This is a genomic window from Halolamina sp. C58 (assembly GCF_051195095.1).
Taxonomy (GTDB): domain Archaea; phylum Halobacteriota; class Halobacteria; order Halobacteriales; family Haloferacaceae; genus Halolamina.
This window is the reverse complement of record NZ_JBNTJY010000001.1, coordinates 1,035,094-1,050,089: the sequence shown is the minus strand read 5'-3', so window position 1 is coordinate 1,050,089 and position 14,996 is coordinate 1,035,094. Positions and strand designations below refer to the sequence as shown.

The following is a 14,996-nucleotide window of genomic DNA, read 5'->3' as shown; positions in this document are numbered from 1 at the left end:
GAAAGCCCTTTACCGAATTAGGTCGGCCGAAAACACATGGCCGACGAGAAGTCCCGAGACGTAGCACCGACGCGACGCGACTACGTGAAGTACGGCGGCGCGGTCGTCGGCGGTGGCCTGTTGGCCGGCTGTACCGGCGGCGACGGAACCGACACGCCGGCGGGCGGCGCCGGGTCCGCGACGCCGACCGGCAGCAGCTACTCGGTGACGATGGCGCCGATGGGGGAGGTCGAGTTCGACAGCGTGCCCGAGCGCTGGATGGCGTACTTCAGTACGTACGGCGACATGGCCATCGCGCTGGGCCAGCTCGACAGCCTCGGCGGGCTGATCTTCACCGAGAACTGGCCGCTGGAGTTCTACGACGCGCTCCCGGGCGTCGACGTCTCCTTCGACGACGTGCCACAGCTCATGGGCGAGAGCGGGCTCGACAAGGAGGGGTTCTACGAGGTCGGCGCCGACGTCCACCTGTTCGACCCGAACTTCGTCCAGATCCTCGACGACTCGTGGGACGACGACGACTTCGCGGAGATCGAGCAGAACCTCGGGCCGATCGTCGGCAACAGCATCCGTCGGCGCGGCGCCGACTGGCACGACTACGAGTACTACTCGCTGTACGACGCCTTCGAGAAGATCGCCGAACTGTTCCGGGAACGGGAGCGCTACGAGGAGATTGCCGCGGTCCACGACGAGCTCCTGTCGACGATCGAGGCCGACCTCCCGCCCGAGAGCGAGCGCCCGACGGTCGGCCTGCTGTCGGTCAACTCCGACTTCGAGGGCGGCTCGTTCTACGCCTACCCGGTCCACGGCGGGAACGGGCACAAGCAGTACCGCGACCTCGGGATGCGCGGCGCGTTCGACGACGCCATCGAGGGGAGCTACGCCCAGTGGGACTACGAGCGACTGCTCGAGATCGACCCCGACGTCCTCCTCTTCCAGTACGGCTTCTCGCACGTCTCCGACGAGGAGTTCGAGGCGCGGATGGACCGGATGCGCGAGGATTCGCTGGGACAAGAGCTCTCGGCCGTCCAGAACGACCGACTCTACCGCGGCGGGACCTCCTACCAGGGGCCGGTGATCAACCTCGTCCAGACCGAGATCGCCGCCAAGCAGTTCTACCCCGAGCAGTTCGGCGAGTGGCACGGCGTCGGCGAGACGCCCGAGTCCGAACAGCTGTTCGACCATCAGCGCGTCGCCGACGCGATCACGGGCGATCTCGAATGAGCGAATCGACCCGAGGGCACGGCGCCGACCACGATGTCGCGATCGTCGGCGGCGGCCCGGCCGGCTGTTCGGCGGGCGTGTTCACCGCCCGCAACGGGCTCGACACGGTGATCTTCGACCGCGGGCGCTCGTCGATCCAGCGGTGTGCCCACCTCGAGAACTACCTCGGGTTCCCCGGCGGGATCGACATCGAGACGTTCTACGACCTGCTGCACGACCACGCCGAGGAGGCGGGCTGTGCGCTCGTCTCCGACCTCGTCGAGTCGGTCGAGCACGCCGACGAGGGGTTCGTCGTCCGGCCGCAGTCCGGCGAGCCGATCACCGCCCGGCGGGTGATCGCCGCCACCCGGTACGACGCTGGCGAGTACCTGCGTGGTCTCGGTGACGAGGGCGCGATGTTCGAGACCCACGAGTACGACGGCGAGACACGGGAGCAGTTCGACAGGGAGTACCCCGACGCCGACGGATCGACGCCGGTCGACGGCCTCTACGTCGCCTCCCCGTACGAGCCGACGAGCCCGCAGGCCATCACGGCCGCGGGCCACGGCGCCCGGGTCGGCGTGTCCGTCGTCGAGGCCGCCCGCCGAGCGCAGGGGTACCCCGAGGGGCTCGCCAGCTACTACGATTGGGTCCGCCCGGAGAGCGAGCGCACCGGCGAGTGGACCGACCGCGACCGCTGGCGGGAGTTCTTCGAGGAACGGTTCCCCGACGACCACGACCTCTCTCCGGCGCGGGCCGAAGAGATCCGGGAGGCGGAGATCGACCGACGGCTCGACATGTACATCAGCGACGACGAGATCGAGCGCCGCAGGAAGGAGGGACAGCGCCGCCTGCTCGACCACGTCGACGACGAGCTCGTGCTCGAGGCGGCCCGCGAGGTCGAGAGCGAACGCGAGACGACGGACGCGGACGAATGACACAGAACACGACATCCATGAACGACGACCACGACCTGACACGACGGGAGTATCTCACCTACGGCAGCGCGATCGGCGCGAGCGGCCTGCTCGCCGGCTGTACCGGCGGCGACGGCACCGCGACACCGACCGACGCCGACGGAACTGCCGAGCCGACCGACGCGGACGATCCGACGACGGGCACGGCGACGCCGAGCAGCTACACCGCGTCGATGGCGCCCGTCGGCGACGTCGAGTTCGACGCCGTTCCCGAGAACGTGATGGTGTACAGCCTGCTGTACGCCGACATGGCGGTCGCCTACGGCCACGGCGACGCGGTGAACTCGCTGGGGTTCAGCGCCGAGGCCGGCGGCAACACGCTCGACGCCTACTACGAGCGGCTGCCCGGCGTCTCCTTTGACCACGAGGAGATCGAGCAGCTCAACAGCGGCGAGAGCGGCGTCACGATCGACAAGGAGCTGTTCTACGAGCTGAACTCCGACCTCCACCTCGTCGATCCGTGTCTCGTGACGAGCTTCGACGGCTGGGAGGCGAGCGATATCGAGGAGATCCGGGAGAACGTCGCACCGTGGTTCGGCAACACGCTCAGCCGCCGGAACAGCGAGCCGCCGGCGTCCTGCGCCGACGAGTACGAGTACTACACGCTCTGGGAGATCGCCGACCGCACCGCCGACGTGTTCCGCGCCGGCTCGACGTACGAGGAGCTCGCCGCGGTCCACGACGACCTTCTCTCCACGATCGAGGCCGATCTCCCGCCGGAGAGCGAGCGCCCCTCGGTCGCCTCGGTGATCTTCATGCAGGGGACGTTCTACCCCTCGCGCGTCAACACCGACGGGTTCAGCAACGCCCACGTCCGGCCGCTCGGCGCCGACGACGCGTTCGCTGGCGACGACGTGAACTACCAGACCTCCTACGACTACGAGCAGCTGCTGGAGATCGACCCCGACGTGATCCTCCATCGCTACGGGATCAACTCCTACTACGACGTGGGGTCGATCCGGCAGACGATCGCCGACGACCCCGTCGGCGGGGAGCTGACCGCGATCGAGAACGACCGCTTCTACCCCGGCGGCCACCCCGTGCAGGGACCGCTGATGAACCTCTTCCAGCTGGAGATGACCGCCAAGCAGCTCTACCCCGAGCAGTTCGGCGAGTGGCCGGGGTACGAGCACGGCGACCCCTACCCGGAGATCCCCGAGGGCGAGCGACTGTTCGACCGCGAGCGCGTCGCCGACATCGTCGGCGGCGAGTGAGCTAGCGGTACGCCTCGAACTCCCGGCCGAACGCGAGGAAGTAGCCCGTGCCGGCGACGCCGACGGCGGCCGCGATCGTGAACGCCAGCTCCGGGCTCACGAACTCCCAGAGGTAGCCCCCCAGCGCCGCGCTCGGGATCACCACCGTGTTCCGCAGGAGGTAGTACGTCCCCGTAACCCGGCCGCCGGCGTCCCGTTCGGCGGGACCGACGATCAGCGCCTTGTGTGCGGGCAGCCCCGCGAACCGCAGCCCGGAGAACGCGAACAGCAGCACCATCGCCCACTGGAGGGAGAGCCACGGCGCGAGCACGTCCGGGCCGTAGATCAGCACGACCGGGAACGCTCCGTACACGAAAAAGCCGAGGCCGACCACCGGCTTGAGCCCGACGCGTTCGGCCACCTTCGCGGCGGGCATCATCGTCGCCAGCGCGACCAGCATCTCGACGCCGAGCAGGTAGCCGAAGAACGCTTCAGGGGAGAGGTCGACCGCGACGGACCGCCCCGCGAGTGACACCGACGCGTCGAACCCCACCTCGTAGAACCGCGTGATCACGAGCACGAAGAACACGTACACCATCCCGTTGGCGAACCGCACCAGCGTGTCGCCGACCAGCAGCGGACGGAGTTCACCCGGCATCTCCCGCAGGTCGGCCCGGACCTGTTCGAGCCCGGAGAAGGAGTCGCCGATGCTGTCGGCGTCGGCGTCGTAGAGCGCGTGCTGGACGACCGTCCCGACGGCGCCGAAGCCGACCGCGACCGCGAGCACGTACTGAAAGCTCACGGTGAAGGCGGGCTGGAGCCCGATCAACGCCGCCGCGAGCACGGGGCCGGCGAAGAAGGCGGTCCGGCGGAACGTCTCGGTGCTGGCGAAGCCGGCCGCCAGCTTCGCGGGCGCCGTGGCCTGCTTCACGACGGCGAACGTCGCCCCCAGCCCGAACGACTTCCAAGCCTGTGCGAGCAGCAGGCCGACGAAGATCCAGACCCACGGCTCGACCGTCACGCCGCCGACGGCGACCGTTCCGATCTGTGGCGCGACGAGCCAGACGCCGAACCCCAGCGTCGACAGTAGTCCGAACGCGGTGAGCGCGTACCGCGAGCCCAGCCGGTCGGAGATCGCACCGCCCGGGTAGGGGTACACCGCGGAGATCACGTTGCCGACGGTCCCGTACAGCCCAACGACGAACCCCGAGGCGCCCAGCGCGGCCATGTACTCCGGGAGGTAGCGGCTGGTCATCTGGAACCCGAGGCTGAACGCGAACAACGCGAGCGAGAGCACCAACACGTCCCGTTCGAGCGCGAAGAACTGCCGGAACTGGTCGCGAACCGTCGGCCCCTCGTCGGCGTCCATCACGCGCCCGCTCGACCGCTCCCACCGAATAGCTACTGGTCGCTCAGAACACCGCTCGAACGACCGCCAGCCCCAGCGAGGAGACGACGAGCAGCGCGAGCAGTACCACCAGCACCGGCCGGTAGCCGGTCTCCCGCAGGTCGTCGAGCCGGATCTCCAGCCCCAGCCCCGCGAAGGCCAGCAGGAACAGCCAGTCCGCGGCGTTCGCGAGGGAGTCGATCGCCGGCCCCGAGAGCAGCCCGAGGTTCGCGATCGCGACGACGGCGACGAAGCCGACGACGAACTTCGGGAACGGGCCCCAGAGCCGAGCGAGCGTGCCGCGGTCCTCGCCCGCGCTCTCGACCGGGCGCGTGCTCGCGTACACGCCGGCGTACGCGACCGCGACGAGCCCGATCGCGGCGTTCCGGACGAGCTTCACCAGCACCGCCCACTCGCCCGCCGTCTCCGAGACCGCAAAGCCCGCAGCCGTGACGGGGCCGGTGCTGAACATCGTGAGGCCGGCCCAGATCCCGAAGACGCGGTCCGGTAGCGCGAGCGCGGTCCCCACCGCGGGGTAGGCGACCAGCGTGACCGCGTCGAACAGGAGGATCGTCGTGGCGGCGTACGCGACCGTCGTCTCGTCGGCGTCGATGCTCTCGGCGACGGCAACGACCGCCGAGACGCCACAGACGCCCGACCCCGCCGCGAGCAGCGAGCCCGTCTCGTCGTCGACCCGGAACGCCAGTCTGGCGAGCGACTCGACCAGCAGGACCGTCACGGTCAGCGCCCCGCCCACGAGCACCAGCAGCTTCGGGCCGGCGGCGACCACGCGGTCGAGCGCGACGCTCGCACCCGTGAGGACGATCCCCGTTTTGAGCCAGAGCTTGTGCGTGCCGACGCCGGCCCGGACGGCGTCGGGGACGCCGACGAGGTTCCCGACCGCCAGCCCGAGCAGGATAGCCAGAATCAGGTGGTTCAGCGGGACGAATGCGGCGAGTAGCCGTGCGCCGAGTCCGAGTGCGACGAGCAGCGCGACTCCCGGGAGCAGCGATCGAGACACGGTTACCACGGGACCGTGAGCCCGAGTCGAACCGCGGCGACGAGGAGCAGTCCGAGGAGGACCGCCTGCCACCCCTCACCGAGCTCCATCCAGCGGCGCGCGGCGTCGTCGGCGTCGATCACGTCCGGTCGTGGAGGGTCAGTGATATACGGGTTGTGCTGTCGGCCAGCGGAGCCGGTAGCGGGGTCAGCCGCCGTAGACGGCGTCCCAGCGCATCGCCCGCCGGCGGTTGTCGCAGTCGTTACAGACGAACTCGTCCATCGAGCCGACGCTCACGTCGAGGCTGTCACAGTTCCCGCAGTGCCAGCCGTACTGCTCGCCGCGGTCGTCGTCGAGGTAGGTCGGGTGGAACGGGCCGTCCGATCCGCGTTCGCTCTCGTCGTAGGCGATCACGACCGTCTCCCCGTCCTCGGTTTCGCGGCGTTCGCTGCCCGATCCGGCCCCGCCCGACGAGATCCCGTCGTCGCCGACCAGCGTCAGTTCGGCGACGCGGTCGCCGGCGATCCGCACCTGCCGGGTGTGGTCGTGGTCGTAGCCGTGCTCCTCGTAGAACGCGCGGCCGGCCTCGTTGGCCTCGATCACGCTGGCCTCGATCCGGTCGGCGCCGCGGTCGGCCAGCGCGGACTCGATCCGGTCGAGCAACTGGCTCGCGAGCCCCTCCCCGCGCCGGCCCGGCCGGACGTGGAGCCACTCGATCCGCCCGACTCGGGGGGCGTCGCCGGCGAGGAACGCCTGCGCGAAGCCGAGTATCTCGTCGTCCTCTTCGGCGACGATCACGACCGTCTGGTCGTCCGGGATCTCCTCGGCCAGCGCGCCCGCGGCGGCGCCCTCGGCGCCGTACCACGACTCGACCGCCCGCTGCCGGGTCTCGGCGTCGAGCACGTCGTCGTACGACGCCGCGAGCGAGCGGTTGGCAACGTCCCTGATCCCGGGAACATCGGTCTCTCTGGCGGCTCGAAGGTTCATACCCGTCCGTTGGTCGCGACGCGTGTTCAATCTACGGGCGGAGCGCGTACGCTACGGACGCTCGCCGTCGGCGTCGGCTTTCACGAGTTCGACGACGAACACCGACCCCCGCGGGTCGTTGTCCTCGACCCACACGTCGCCGCCGAACTGCTCGGTGAGCGTGTACACCAAGTAGAGGCCGATCCCCGACCCCGGGCTTTCGAGCCCCTTCTCGCCCTTGCCGAAGACCCGTCGCTTCTGCTCGTCGGGGATCCCGGGGCCGTTGTCGGCGATCCGGATCCGGACGACCTCGTCGGTCTCGACGGCCTCGACGGTGATCTCGGGCGTCTCGCTGTCGTTGTGTCGGACGGCGTTCTCGAAGAGGTTCCGGAACACCGAGGGGAGCATCTCGTTGGCCAGCACGTCCGTCTCCGGGATCTCGCCGTCGACGCGGAACTCCGCCTCGGCGAACGACTCCCGGACCGCCTCCAGTTCGGTCTCGAGGTGGTGGTGGAGGTCGGTCGGCCGCGGCTCGATCGCGTACTCGCCGGAGAGCGACTCGACGAACTCCCGGACCGTCTCGGTGAGTTCGATCACGTGGTCGGACTTCCGGAGCACTCGATCCAGCGCGTCCTGCCCCTCGGCGTCGACGTGGGGCCCGAGCGTCTCGGCCCACCCGCGGATGACGGCCATGTCGTTCCGGATGTCGTGGCGGACGACGCGGTTCAGCGCCTCGAGCTGTTCGGTTCGCTCTTCCAGCTGTCGGCGGTACGCCTCCCGTTCGGTCACGTCGCTGATCGTCATCAGCTGGCCCGTGGTCACGCCGCCGGTAGTGAACGGCGTCGTCGAAATCTGGTAGTACCGGTTCTCCTCGTCCGCCTCGATCTCCAAGATGCCGGGCCCGTCGAGCCGGTCACCGATCGCGGGGACGATGTCGCCGACCGGTTGGCCGATCGAGCCCTCCAGCGACGGGAACAGCGCGGCCGCGGCTTGGTTGTAGTCTCGCACGCGATCGTCCGGATCGAGGAACACGGCCGGTTCGTCGCTGCCGCCGGTGAGCTGGACGGCCTCGAAGCGGTGGACGTAGACGAACAGCGTCCCGACAGCGAAGATCGCGACGCCCGTCGGCTCGTACATCAGCGGCAGGAGCCACGGGACCTGCTCCCCGAACACGGTCGCCGCGGCGGGGACGGCCGTCACGCCGGCCAGCACGACCAGCGGCTGGCTGTCGGTCCCGGTGTGGCGGAACCGCTCGATCAGCATGAAGAAGCCGACGCCGATGACGACGTAGGAGAGTCCCAGCGTGAACCAGTAGAGGACCCCGTGTTGGATCGCGAGATGGGGGAACGGGTCGCTCGCCCACTCGGTCGTGAAGAAGAGGTGGTGGTAGGGGTTGGTGAGCTTGAGGACGACGAACAGGACGAACACCCCGATCATGAGCCGCAGGTACGGCGCCTGCTGTGGCGGGCGGCCCGTGTAGGCGGCACAGAAGTACACCCACGCGGCGACGGCGCCGAACGCGAAGATGAACCCGATCGTGTACGACGCGACCCGGAGCGGATCGGTCGGCGCGATCAGGTAGCCGACGTACCCCAGCGACCAGACCGTGACCGAGACTAGGAGGGCGACCAGCCCCGTCCTGGTACCGGGGTGTTTGATACGTCGTGCCCGCGGAACGGAGAGGAGACACGCGACTGCGGAGACTGCGAACACCCCCACGTGAGCAAGGAGAACGGGGTCCATCAGGTAGGCGTGAGAATGCTTCCCTCGTTCTATAACGTCTTCGGCTCCCCGCCGACGCTGGGCGTCGATAACCGGGTTGTTTCGGTCTGGGCAGTCGGGGACGTCTGGTTGTGGGAGCAGCGCCAACGTTGGCTTCGGTCGTTCACGGTCCGCGACCGGTCGCGGGCCACGACTGGTTTGAACACAGCCGCGGCGTCAAGTTCTGTGGTGCCGACACGGAGGTCGGCACAGGTCACTCGCCGCGGCTGGTTTGAAGGAACAGCTTTAACGACGCCCACGGCGGATTTTCGGCCGATGGGACTCGAGGAGGAGATCGAAGAACTCCGCGAGGAGATCGCCGAGACGCCCTACAACAAGTCCACGGAGGGCCACATCGGGCGGCTGAAGGCGAAGCTCGCGGAGAAGAAGGAGAAGCTGGAGAACCAGTCCTCCTCCGGCGGCGGCCACGGCTACGCGGTCGAGAAGACCGGCGACGCGACCGTCGCCCTCGTCGGCTTCCCCAGCGTCGGCAAGTCGACGCTGATCAACGCGCTCACCAACGCCGAGAGCGAGACCGGCGAGTACGAGTTCACCACGCTGGACGTCAACCCCGGGATGCTCAAACACCGCGGCGCGAACATCCAGATCCTCGACGTGCCGGGGCTGATCGAGGGCGCCGCCAGCGGTCGCGGCGGCGGGCAGGAGGTGCTCTCGGTCGTCAGGACCGCCGACTTGGTGGTGTTCATGCTCTCGGTGTTCGAGATCGACCAGTACGAACGCCTCCGGCACGAGCTCTACCAGAACAAGATCCGACTCGACACCGAGCCCGCCAGCGTCTCGATCACCAAGGGCCACACCGGCGGGCTGCAGGTCACCGTCAGCGACTCGGTGTCGATGGACAAGGAGACGATCAAGGACGTGCTGCGGGAGCACGGCTACGTCAACGCGGAGGTGACGGTCCGGGGCGACCCCTCGATCGACGAACTGATCGACGCGATCATGGACAACCGCGTCTACCTGCCGTCGATCGTCTCGGTCAACAAGGCCGACCTGATCGACCCCGACTACCTCCCGACGGTGAAGGAGGACCTCCGCAGCCACGACATCGACCCCGAGGAGGCCATCTTCATCTCCGCTCAGGAGGAGAAGGGGCTCGACGGGCTGAAAGAGCGCATCTGGGAGGAGCTCGGGCTGATCCGGGTGTACATGGACAAGCCCGGCCGCGGCGTCGACTACGAGGAGCCGCTGGTGCTGCCGCCGGGCTCGACCGTCGAGGACGCCTGTCTGGACATCGGCGGCGACGAGTTCCTGAACCGCTTCCGCTTCGCGCGGGTGAGCGGGCCGTCCGCGAAGCACGACGATCAGCAGGTGGGGAAGGATCACGAGCTGGCGGACGAGGACGAACTCCGGATCATTACGCGGAAGTAGTCGGTTTCTTCGATAGAGTTGCGGTGCGGGAGGTACGCGTGAACGCGGAGACTGGAAGAGTCACCGACAGCAACAGCATCTCGATCGCTGACCACTTGCGACCGCAGTGTGCCGGACACAGGGTCCGGCACAGTCCCGGGTCCCCACCCCTGCCCCCGCGAGCGCCGACCGCTGGCGCTCGCGAGGCGTCCACCGCCACCGTACCGCAGCCGGCTGTGGCGCGCGACGTGAGCAGGGCGAGACCGACGGTCTCGCTGGCAGTGCGAGCGACGCGTGGGTCGCCCGCACGACGCCGACGGCGCGAACGAGCGCGCGAGGGATGAGCGAACGAAGTGAGCGAATCGGTTGGGGAGGTTCGAGGGCTGTGCGGGGCGGCGCGGTCACAAGTGGTCAGGCTCACTCCGCGGTGACGTTCGCGGCTGGGCTGTCGGTCTCGACTTCAACGCAGACTCGGGAGTCCTCGCGCACGGCCACGCGTGCGAGAACGACCACATTTCTCCCGACAACCCATCACCGGCTTCGGTACGCTTTTCGCTCCCACGAACCCAGTTTCGCCCACATGAGCCACGAACTTGACCATGTGATGATGCGGGTCGAGGATCTCGAGGAATCGCTCGACTGGTACACCACCCACCTCGACTACGAGGAGAAGGGGCGCTGGGAGGCCGACACGTTCACGAATGTCTTCCTCGGGCCCGAGGACGTCCACGACGACGGCGCGCTGCTGGAGCTGACGTACAACCACGACGGGCGCTCCTACGAGATGGGCGACGCGTGGGGTCACATCGCCGTCCGCGTCGAGGACGTCGACGAAGCCTACGCCGAGCTGATGGACGAGGGCGTCGAGGACTACCGCCCGCCGGAGGAGAACCCCGGCTACGCGTTCGTCAAGGACCCGGACGGTCACGAGATCGAGATCGTCGAGCGCGACCACGGCGCGCGCTGGAGCCTCGACCACACGATGATCCGCGTCGAGGACGCCGACGCCGCCATCGGCTGGTGGACCCGCAAGATGGGCTACGAGCCGGCTGGCCGCTGGGAGGCCGACACGTTCGCGAACTACTTCCTCGCGCCGGAGGACGCCGCCGAGGAGGCGATGACCGTCGAGCTCACGTACAACTACGACGGGCGCACGTACGAGCTGGGCGACGCGTGGGGCCACCTCGCGGTCGCGTGTGACGACCTCGAAGGCTTCTGGGAGACGCTCCAGACCCGCGAGGCCGAGGACTACCGCGATCCGGAATCGTGTGACTACAACTACGCGTTCACGAAGACGTTCGACGGCCACGAAGTCGAAGTGGTGACGCGGGAGTAGCGTAACTATTCGCTTTCAAGCGATATTTATTCGTCTATAGCCCCGATAATGAGCCATAAGTGAGGGAAACCGCCGGGATCCCGGCGTGGAAAGCGCAGACGACCGGTTTCGATCAACTTCGGTCCGTCGCGGCATCAGCGTCCGACCTGAGGACTACCATGGAGATCGCCGATTATGCGGCCGTTGCAGAGAACATCGTGCGTAACCACTTCGAACGGCCCGTCGAGGTTAACGTACTGCTGCGTGGGTGTGTGCTAGAATCACGTATATGCCTGACCCCTCCGACCCACGTGCTGACTCGATTCGTGAACTGCTCGTTGAGCACCACAACGACGAGCTCGTGCAACTCACGGTGGAGTTGCAGAATCAGGTTGCTGGAGGGCATGCGGAGCAGGAGGTTGACCCCTAGGACGCTCGAGAGCAGGTTACCAGCTCCAAGACGACGTGTCGACTGTCAGCTGACGTGAATGATTGGCTACCAGTCGCAAACCGCTTCGGGATCGTCAAGGAGGCGGTCAGGAACCACACCGCGTATAGTCGCCGGGCAGGCGTACGACTCGGTGGAGGCGTCCTATCGTGCGTTCCAAGTGATTGGACAAGAACTCGAACAGCATTTTGTAGTAATGTCTGCTCTCGAGGTCCCGGAAGGTTTGTACACGAGCGTCGTCGCCGAACCGGATTCGGCAGCCACAGGTGTAGCGGGAGTGACTCTGACAGTCCGGTGGTTCGTAGGCGAGCAGCAGGACGCTGACCCGGAGTTTTTGCGTCACTATAGTGGTCGGACGAGGAATTCGGCCGGCACCACGAGCCCAATTCTTACGTTGAGGGATGAGGGCATTTCCAGCGACGGGAAGAGATGCGTGCAGCTACGAGCTGTACTCGATCGGGTCGATTTCGCCGGTGTGGATGATCTGGGAGGTACTGGCTCGGCTAGGGGTGCGACCCAACGCGTAGGGCGCTGCGGTTCGAGTGTCACGATCGAACACTCGATTACACTGTCGGTGGTTCAGGAGAACCCCGGCGCGAACCGCGACCCGAAGGCCCTGAACGTGAGCAACTCCTCTGACGCGATCACGTTCATCAAGGGCGAGGACACCTACTACCTCGCCATCGACTCGGACAATGCCGAGTGGGAGCAGATGAACGACGATAGCACGCTCGACGGTGAGAGCTAGTCCATCGCGGCTGGCGACGAGTTCAACGCCACCGTGACGGTCGACGACGACCGCCTGTTCAACGGTGACGAGGACGCCAGCGAAGCCGTCTCCACGACGTTCGAAGTACGTCCAGGGCTCGGCTAGCTTCGACAGCACGCCTGTCGAGGTCGCTGCCTCCTCCGCTCAGACGATCACCGGCGAGTCGACGTGGGCGCCGGGCACGGAGTTCACCCTCCGCGTCCGGTCCTCCGGCGACACTGAGCCGCGCTTCTACAAGACGAACGAGAGCGTGACCGTCCAGAACGACGGGACGTGGACGGCAACGTTCAACTTCGCTGAGCAGGCTGCGGGCGACACCTTCACGGTGAGCTCGAACCGCATCAGCCCGGCTCTGAGCGCTGACGGTGAGGTCGTCGAGAGTGTCGGTACCGAGACCGCCACTGCGACGGCAACCGCCACGGCTACTGAGACGGCCACGGCAACGGCCACGGCCACTGAGGCTCCGGACACGGAGACCGAGGCCATGGACACGGAGACCGAGGAGCCTGACACGGAGACCACCACGACGACGACGCCCGGCTTCGGCGTCGCTGTCGCGCTGGTCGCCCTGCTCGCCGCTGCCCTGCTGGCCGGTCGCCGAGAGTAACTGACTCTCGCGACTCCCAGTAGCTAACCGCCGGCTCACGCCGGTCTTCCGCCTTCACTTCTTTCGAACGCTACGCCGGATAGCGACGGCACTGTCACACCGCAGATACCCCACAACGGTAAGGGATTTACCCGCGGGTCGTCTTCTCCCGATATGGCCGGTATCGCGGGCGCCGTTCCGCCGTGGCTTCTCGACGTGACCGACGTGCTGGCGTGGATCGTCGTCGGCGCGTTCGCCCTTGGCGCGGCGCTCGAGATCCTCACGCGACGGGAGAGCGACGACGGAGCGCTGGACGCCGTCGGCGACCCACTCGAGACCGCCCGAACCGTCTCGGCGTCGGCGTGGGGGCTGTTCGCGCTGTTCTGGCTGCTCCTCTTTCCCCACTTCGCGTTCGTCCACAGGAGCTACGTCGAGGGCGTGCTCGCGCTCGTCGCCGTGCCCGCCTGCCTCTACGCGGGCTACCTGCTCTGGACGGGGCGGGACACGCTGTTCCTGCTCTCGCGTGCGACGGCGATCATGGGGCTGATCTACCTCCCCTTCGAGACGATCCCCGCCGTCACCGTCGGCGGGCTGCGCGTCCCCGCGCCGCGGGAGGTGCTGATCGAGATCGTCGCCGCCCAGACGGGCTTTCTGATGAGCCTGTTCGGCTCGAACCCCGAGCTGATCGCGGGCCCGCAGGGGTACCAGAACACCTACGAGTTCGTCGCCAGCGACGGGCAGATCCTCCAGTTCTCCGTCGTGCTCGCGTGTACGGGGCTGGGGAGTATCGCGATCTTCGCGGGGCTGATCGCCGCCGTCCGCGCGCCGCTGGGCCGGAAGCTCCGCGCGTTGGGCGTCGCCGTCCCGATCATCTACGGACTGAACCTCGTCCGGACGACGTTCATCGGGATCGCGTTCGGCGAGCAGCTACTCCACGTGTTCCCGAACCTCGTGTTGACGATGTTCGGCGGCTCGGACCCCTACCGCGTCTCGTGGTACGTCTCCGACCGCATCATCAGCCAGCTGCTCGCGGTGGTCGCGCTGGTCGGCGTCACCTACCTCGTCGTCCGGGAGCTCCCCGAGATCCTCACGATTATCGAGGACGTGCTGTTCATGGTCACCGGCGACGAGTACGACCTCAGCGAGACGCTCGACCTCCCGCGCAGTCAGGCAGCCTCACAGCTGCCCGGCGGCGACGACTGACGACTACTCCTCGACGAGATCTTCCGGCGCGCCCGCCAGCGACGCCAGCGCCTCCGCCTCCAAGTGGTGCGGTTCCGCGGGCACCACCAGCAGGTGGAGCGGGCCGCCGAACGCCCGCTCGGCCAGCGCCGAGAGTCGATCCGCCGCCACGACCGGCTCGGGGCTGCCCGCGCGGGCGACGACGACCGCGAGCTCGTCGCTCCAGTTCTCGGCGAGCAGTTCGGCGGCGTCGTCGCCGGTCATGAACCGTTCGTCGTCGCCCAGCCCTGCTGCGTCGGCGGTCGGATCGTCGACCTTGATGTCCAGATAGACGAGCGTGTGGAGATCGCGTTCGCGGTTGTCCTCGATCGTCTCGATCACGCTGTCGGGCACGTCGCCGCCGCCGTGGGCGCTCGGGAACGGCAGCGTCGTGGCCTTCCCGAAGCGGTAGTTCTGCAGCCCCGTCAGCCCCGCCGCGGCCGACTGCGCGGAGACGCCGTGGATCACGCGCGTCTCGATCCCCCGCTCGTGGGCGCGCAGGCGCAGATCCACGTGCGTGGTCGAGATCATCGTGTCCCCCGCCGTGAGGAAGGCGACGTGCTCGTCTTCGGCGGCGTCGAGGATCGGTCCGGGATCGCGTTCGACCCCCGATCGATCCCGCACGTCGATCTCGGTGTCGTGGTACGTTTCCAGCTCCTCGACGGTCGTGCCGACGAGTCGGCTGGTGTAGAACTCCGCGAACGCGCGGTCGGCGGCGGCCAACGCCTCCCGCCCCTCGACCGTGATCGAGCGCTCGTCGTAGAGCCCCAGTCCGATGAACGTGAGCATGGTGGGAGTCGGCGGT

Annotated in this window: 13 protein-coding genes and 1 pseudogene; 9 read left to right on the top strand and 5 right to left on the bottom strand. The window is 67.8% G+C overall.

Translation table 11 applies throughout. From position 1 onward, the window contains the following. Positions 1–36 precede the first annotated feature (36 nt). The 3 genes from ACQUSM_RS05485 to ACQUSM_RS05475 are packed head-to-tail and all read left to right on the top strand — an operon-like array spanning position 37 to position 3,391. A complete protein-coding gene (locus ACQUSM_RS05485; protein WP_435116531.1) occupies positions 37–1,221 on the top strand; it encodes an ABC transporter substrate-binding protein in 1,185 nt (394 codons plus the stop codon). Next, complete coding sequence (locus tag ACQUSM_RS05480) at positions 1,218–2,138, top strand: NAD(P)/FAD-dependent oxidoreductase (protein WP_435116529.1); 921 nt, start codon at positions 1,218–1,220, stop codon at positions 2,136–2,138. The genes ACQUSM_RS05485 and ACQUSM_RS05480 overlap by 4 nt, the downstream gene beginning before the upstream one ends. A 17-nt stretch (positions 2,139–2,155) precedes the next feature. Next, positions 2,156–3,391, top strand: a complete 1,236-nt coding sequence (locus tag ACQUSM_RS05475) for an ABC transporter substrate-binding protein (RefSeq protein WP_435118292.1) — start codon at positions 2,156–2,158, stop codon at positions 3,389–3,391. Between the two features lies 1 nt (position 3,392). On the opposite strand, the gene ACQUSM_RS05470 is transcribed toward ACQUSM_RS05475, so the two are convergent. The 4 genes from ACQUSM_RS05470 to ACQUSM_RS05455 form a co-directional block, all read right to left on the bottom strand. Beyond that, positions 3,393–4,739 carry an MFS transporter gene (locus tag ACQUSM_RS05470; protein WP_435116527.1) on the bottom strand — a complete coding sequence of 449 codons (1,347 nt, stop codon included), beginning with the start codon at positions 4,737–4,739 and terminating at the stop codon, positions 3,393–3,395. Positions 4,740–4,782: 43 nt separating this feature from the next. Next, the gene (locus ACQUSM_RS05465) at positions 4,783–5,787 is read right to left on the bottom strand and encodes a YeiH family protein (RefSeq protein ID WP_435116525.1); all 1,005 of its coding nucleotides are present in this window, start codon (positions 5,785–5,787) and stop codon (positions 4,783–4,785) included. A gap of 177 nt (positions 5,788–5,964) precedes the next feature. Beyond that, positions 5,965–6,744 (bottom strand): GNAT family N-acetyltransferase, encoded by a 780-nt coding sequence (locus ACQUSM_RS05460; RefSeq protein ID WP_435116523.1) that lies wholly within the window; start codon positions 6,742–6,744, stop codon positions 5,965–5,967. Positions 6,745–6,795: 51 nt separating this feature from the next. Continuing rightward, positions 6,796–8,466, bottom strand: a complete 1,671-nt coding sequence (locus ACQUSM_RS05455) for a histidine kinase N-terminal 7TM domain-containing protein (RefSeq protein WP_435116521.1) — start codon at positions 8,464–8,466, stop codon at positions 6,796–6,798. A gap of 294 nt (positions 8,467–8,760) precedes the next feature. On the opposite strand from ACQUSM_RS05455, the gene ACQUSM_RS05450 reads away from it, so the two are divergent. The 6 genes and pseudogenes from ACQUSM_RS05450 (at position 8,761) to artA (ending at position 14,173) form a co-directional block, all read left to right on the top strand. Then, on the top strand, positions 8,761–9,873 hold the full coding sequence (locus ACQUSM_RS05450) for an OBG GTPase family GTP-binding protein (protein WP_435116519.1): 1,113 nt from the start codon (positions 8,761–8,763) through the stop codon (positions 9,871–9,873). Positions 9,874–10,432: 559 nt separating this feature from the next. Beyond that, on the top strand, positions 10,433–11,188 hold the full coding sequence (locus ACQUSM_RS05445; RefSeq protein WP_435116517.1) for a VOC family protein: 756 nt from the start codon (positions 10,433–10,435) through the stop codon (positions 11,186–11,188). Positions 11,189–11,811: 623 nt separating this feature from the next. After that, positions 11,812–12,363 carry a hypothetical protein gene (locus tag ACQUSM_RS05440; RefSeq protein WP_435116515.1) on the top strand — a complete coding sequence of 184 codons (552 nt, stop codon included), beginning with the start codon at positions 11,812–11,814 and terminating at the stop codon, positions 12,361–12,363. 151 nt (positions 12,364–12,514) lie between these two features. Then, positions 12,515–12,748 (top strand): annotated as a pseudogene (locus ACQUSM_RS05435) (BGTF surface domain-containing protein); the annotation flags it as partial. A 120-nt stretch (positions 12,749–12,868) separates the two neighbouring features. Then, entirely contained in the window at positions 12,869–12,991 is a 123-nt protein-coding gene (locus ACQUSM_RS05430) for a PGF-CTERM sorting domain-containing protein (protein WP_435118290.1), read from the top strand. 153 nt (positions 12,992–13,144) lie between these two features. After that, complete coding sequence (gene artA / locus ACQUSM_RS05425; protein WP_435116513.1) at positions 13,145–14,173, top strand: archaeosortase A; 1,029 nt, start codon at positions 13,145–13,147, stop codon at positions 14,171–14,173. A 3-nt stretch (positions 14,174–14,176) separates the two neighbouring features. On the opposite strand, the gene dph5 is transcribed toward artA, so the two are convergent. After that, positions 14,177–14,980 carry a diphthine synthase gene (gene dph5 / locus ACQUSM_RS05420; protein ID WP_435116511.1) on the bottom strand — a complete coding sequence of 268 codons (804 nt, stop codon included), beginning with the start codon at positions 14,978–14,980 and terminating at the stop codon, positions 14,177–14,179. Positions 14,981–14,996: the final 16 nt, after the last annotated feature.

What these genes read in the sequence shown, in the direction of transcription:
- ACQUSM_RS05485 (WP_435116531.1), top strand. Translation starts at nt 37, where the DNA reads ATGGCCGACGAGAAGTCCCGAGACGTAGCACCGACGCGACGCGACTAC.
- ACQUSM_RS05480 (WP_435116529.1), top strand. Translation starts at nt 1,218, where the DNA reads ATGAGCGAATCGACCCGAGGGCACGGCGCCGACCACGATGTCGCGATC.
- ACQUSM_RS05475 (WP_435118292.1), top strand. Translation starts at nt 2,156, where the DNA reads ATGAACGACGACCACGACCTGACACGACGGGAGTATCTCACCTACGGC.
- ACQUSM_RS05470 (WP_435116527.1), bottom strand. Translation starts at nt 4,739, where the DNA reads ATGGACGCCGACGAGGGGCCGACGGTTCGCGACCAGTTCCGGCAGTTC.
- ACQUSM_RS05460 (WP_435116523.1), bottom strand. Translation starts at nt 6,744, where the DNA reads ATGAACCTTCGAGCCGCCAGAGAGACCGATGTTCCCGGGATCAGGGAC.
- ACQUSM_RS05455 (WP_435116521.1), bottom strand. Translation starts at nt 8,466, where the DNA reads ATGGACCCCGTTCTCCTTGCTCACGTGGGGGTGTTCGCAGTCTCCGCA.
- ACQUSM_RS05450 (WP_435116519.1), top strand. Translation starts at nt 8,761, where the DNA reads ATGGGACTCGAGGAGGAGATCGAAGAACTCCGCGAGGAGATCGCCGAG.
- ACQUSM_RS05445 (WP_435116517.1), top strand. Translation starts at nt 10,433, where the DNA reads ATGAGCCACGAACTTGACCATGTGATGATGCGGGTCGAGGATCTCGAG.
- ACQUSM_RS05440 (WP_435116515.1), top strand. Translation starts at nt 11,812, where the DNA reads ATGTCTGCTCTCGAGGTCCCGGAAGGTTTGTACACGAGCGTCGTCGCC.
- ACQUSM_RS05430 (WP_435118290.1), top strand. Translation starts at nt 12,869, where the DNA reads ATGGACACGGAGACCGAGGAGCCTGACACGGAGACCACCACGACGACG.
- artA (WP_435116513.1), top strand. Translation starts at nt 13,145, where the DNA reads ATGGCCGGTATCGCGGGCGCCGTTCCGCCGTGGCTTCTCGACGTGACC.
- dph5 (WP_435116511.1), bottom strand. Translation starts at nt 14,980, where the DNA reads ATGCTCACGTTCATCGGACTGGGGCTCTACGACGAGCGCTCGATCACG.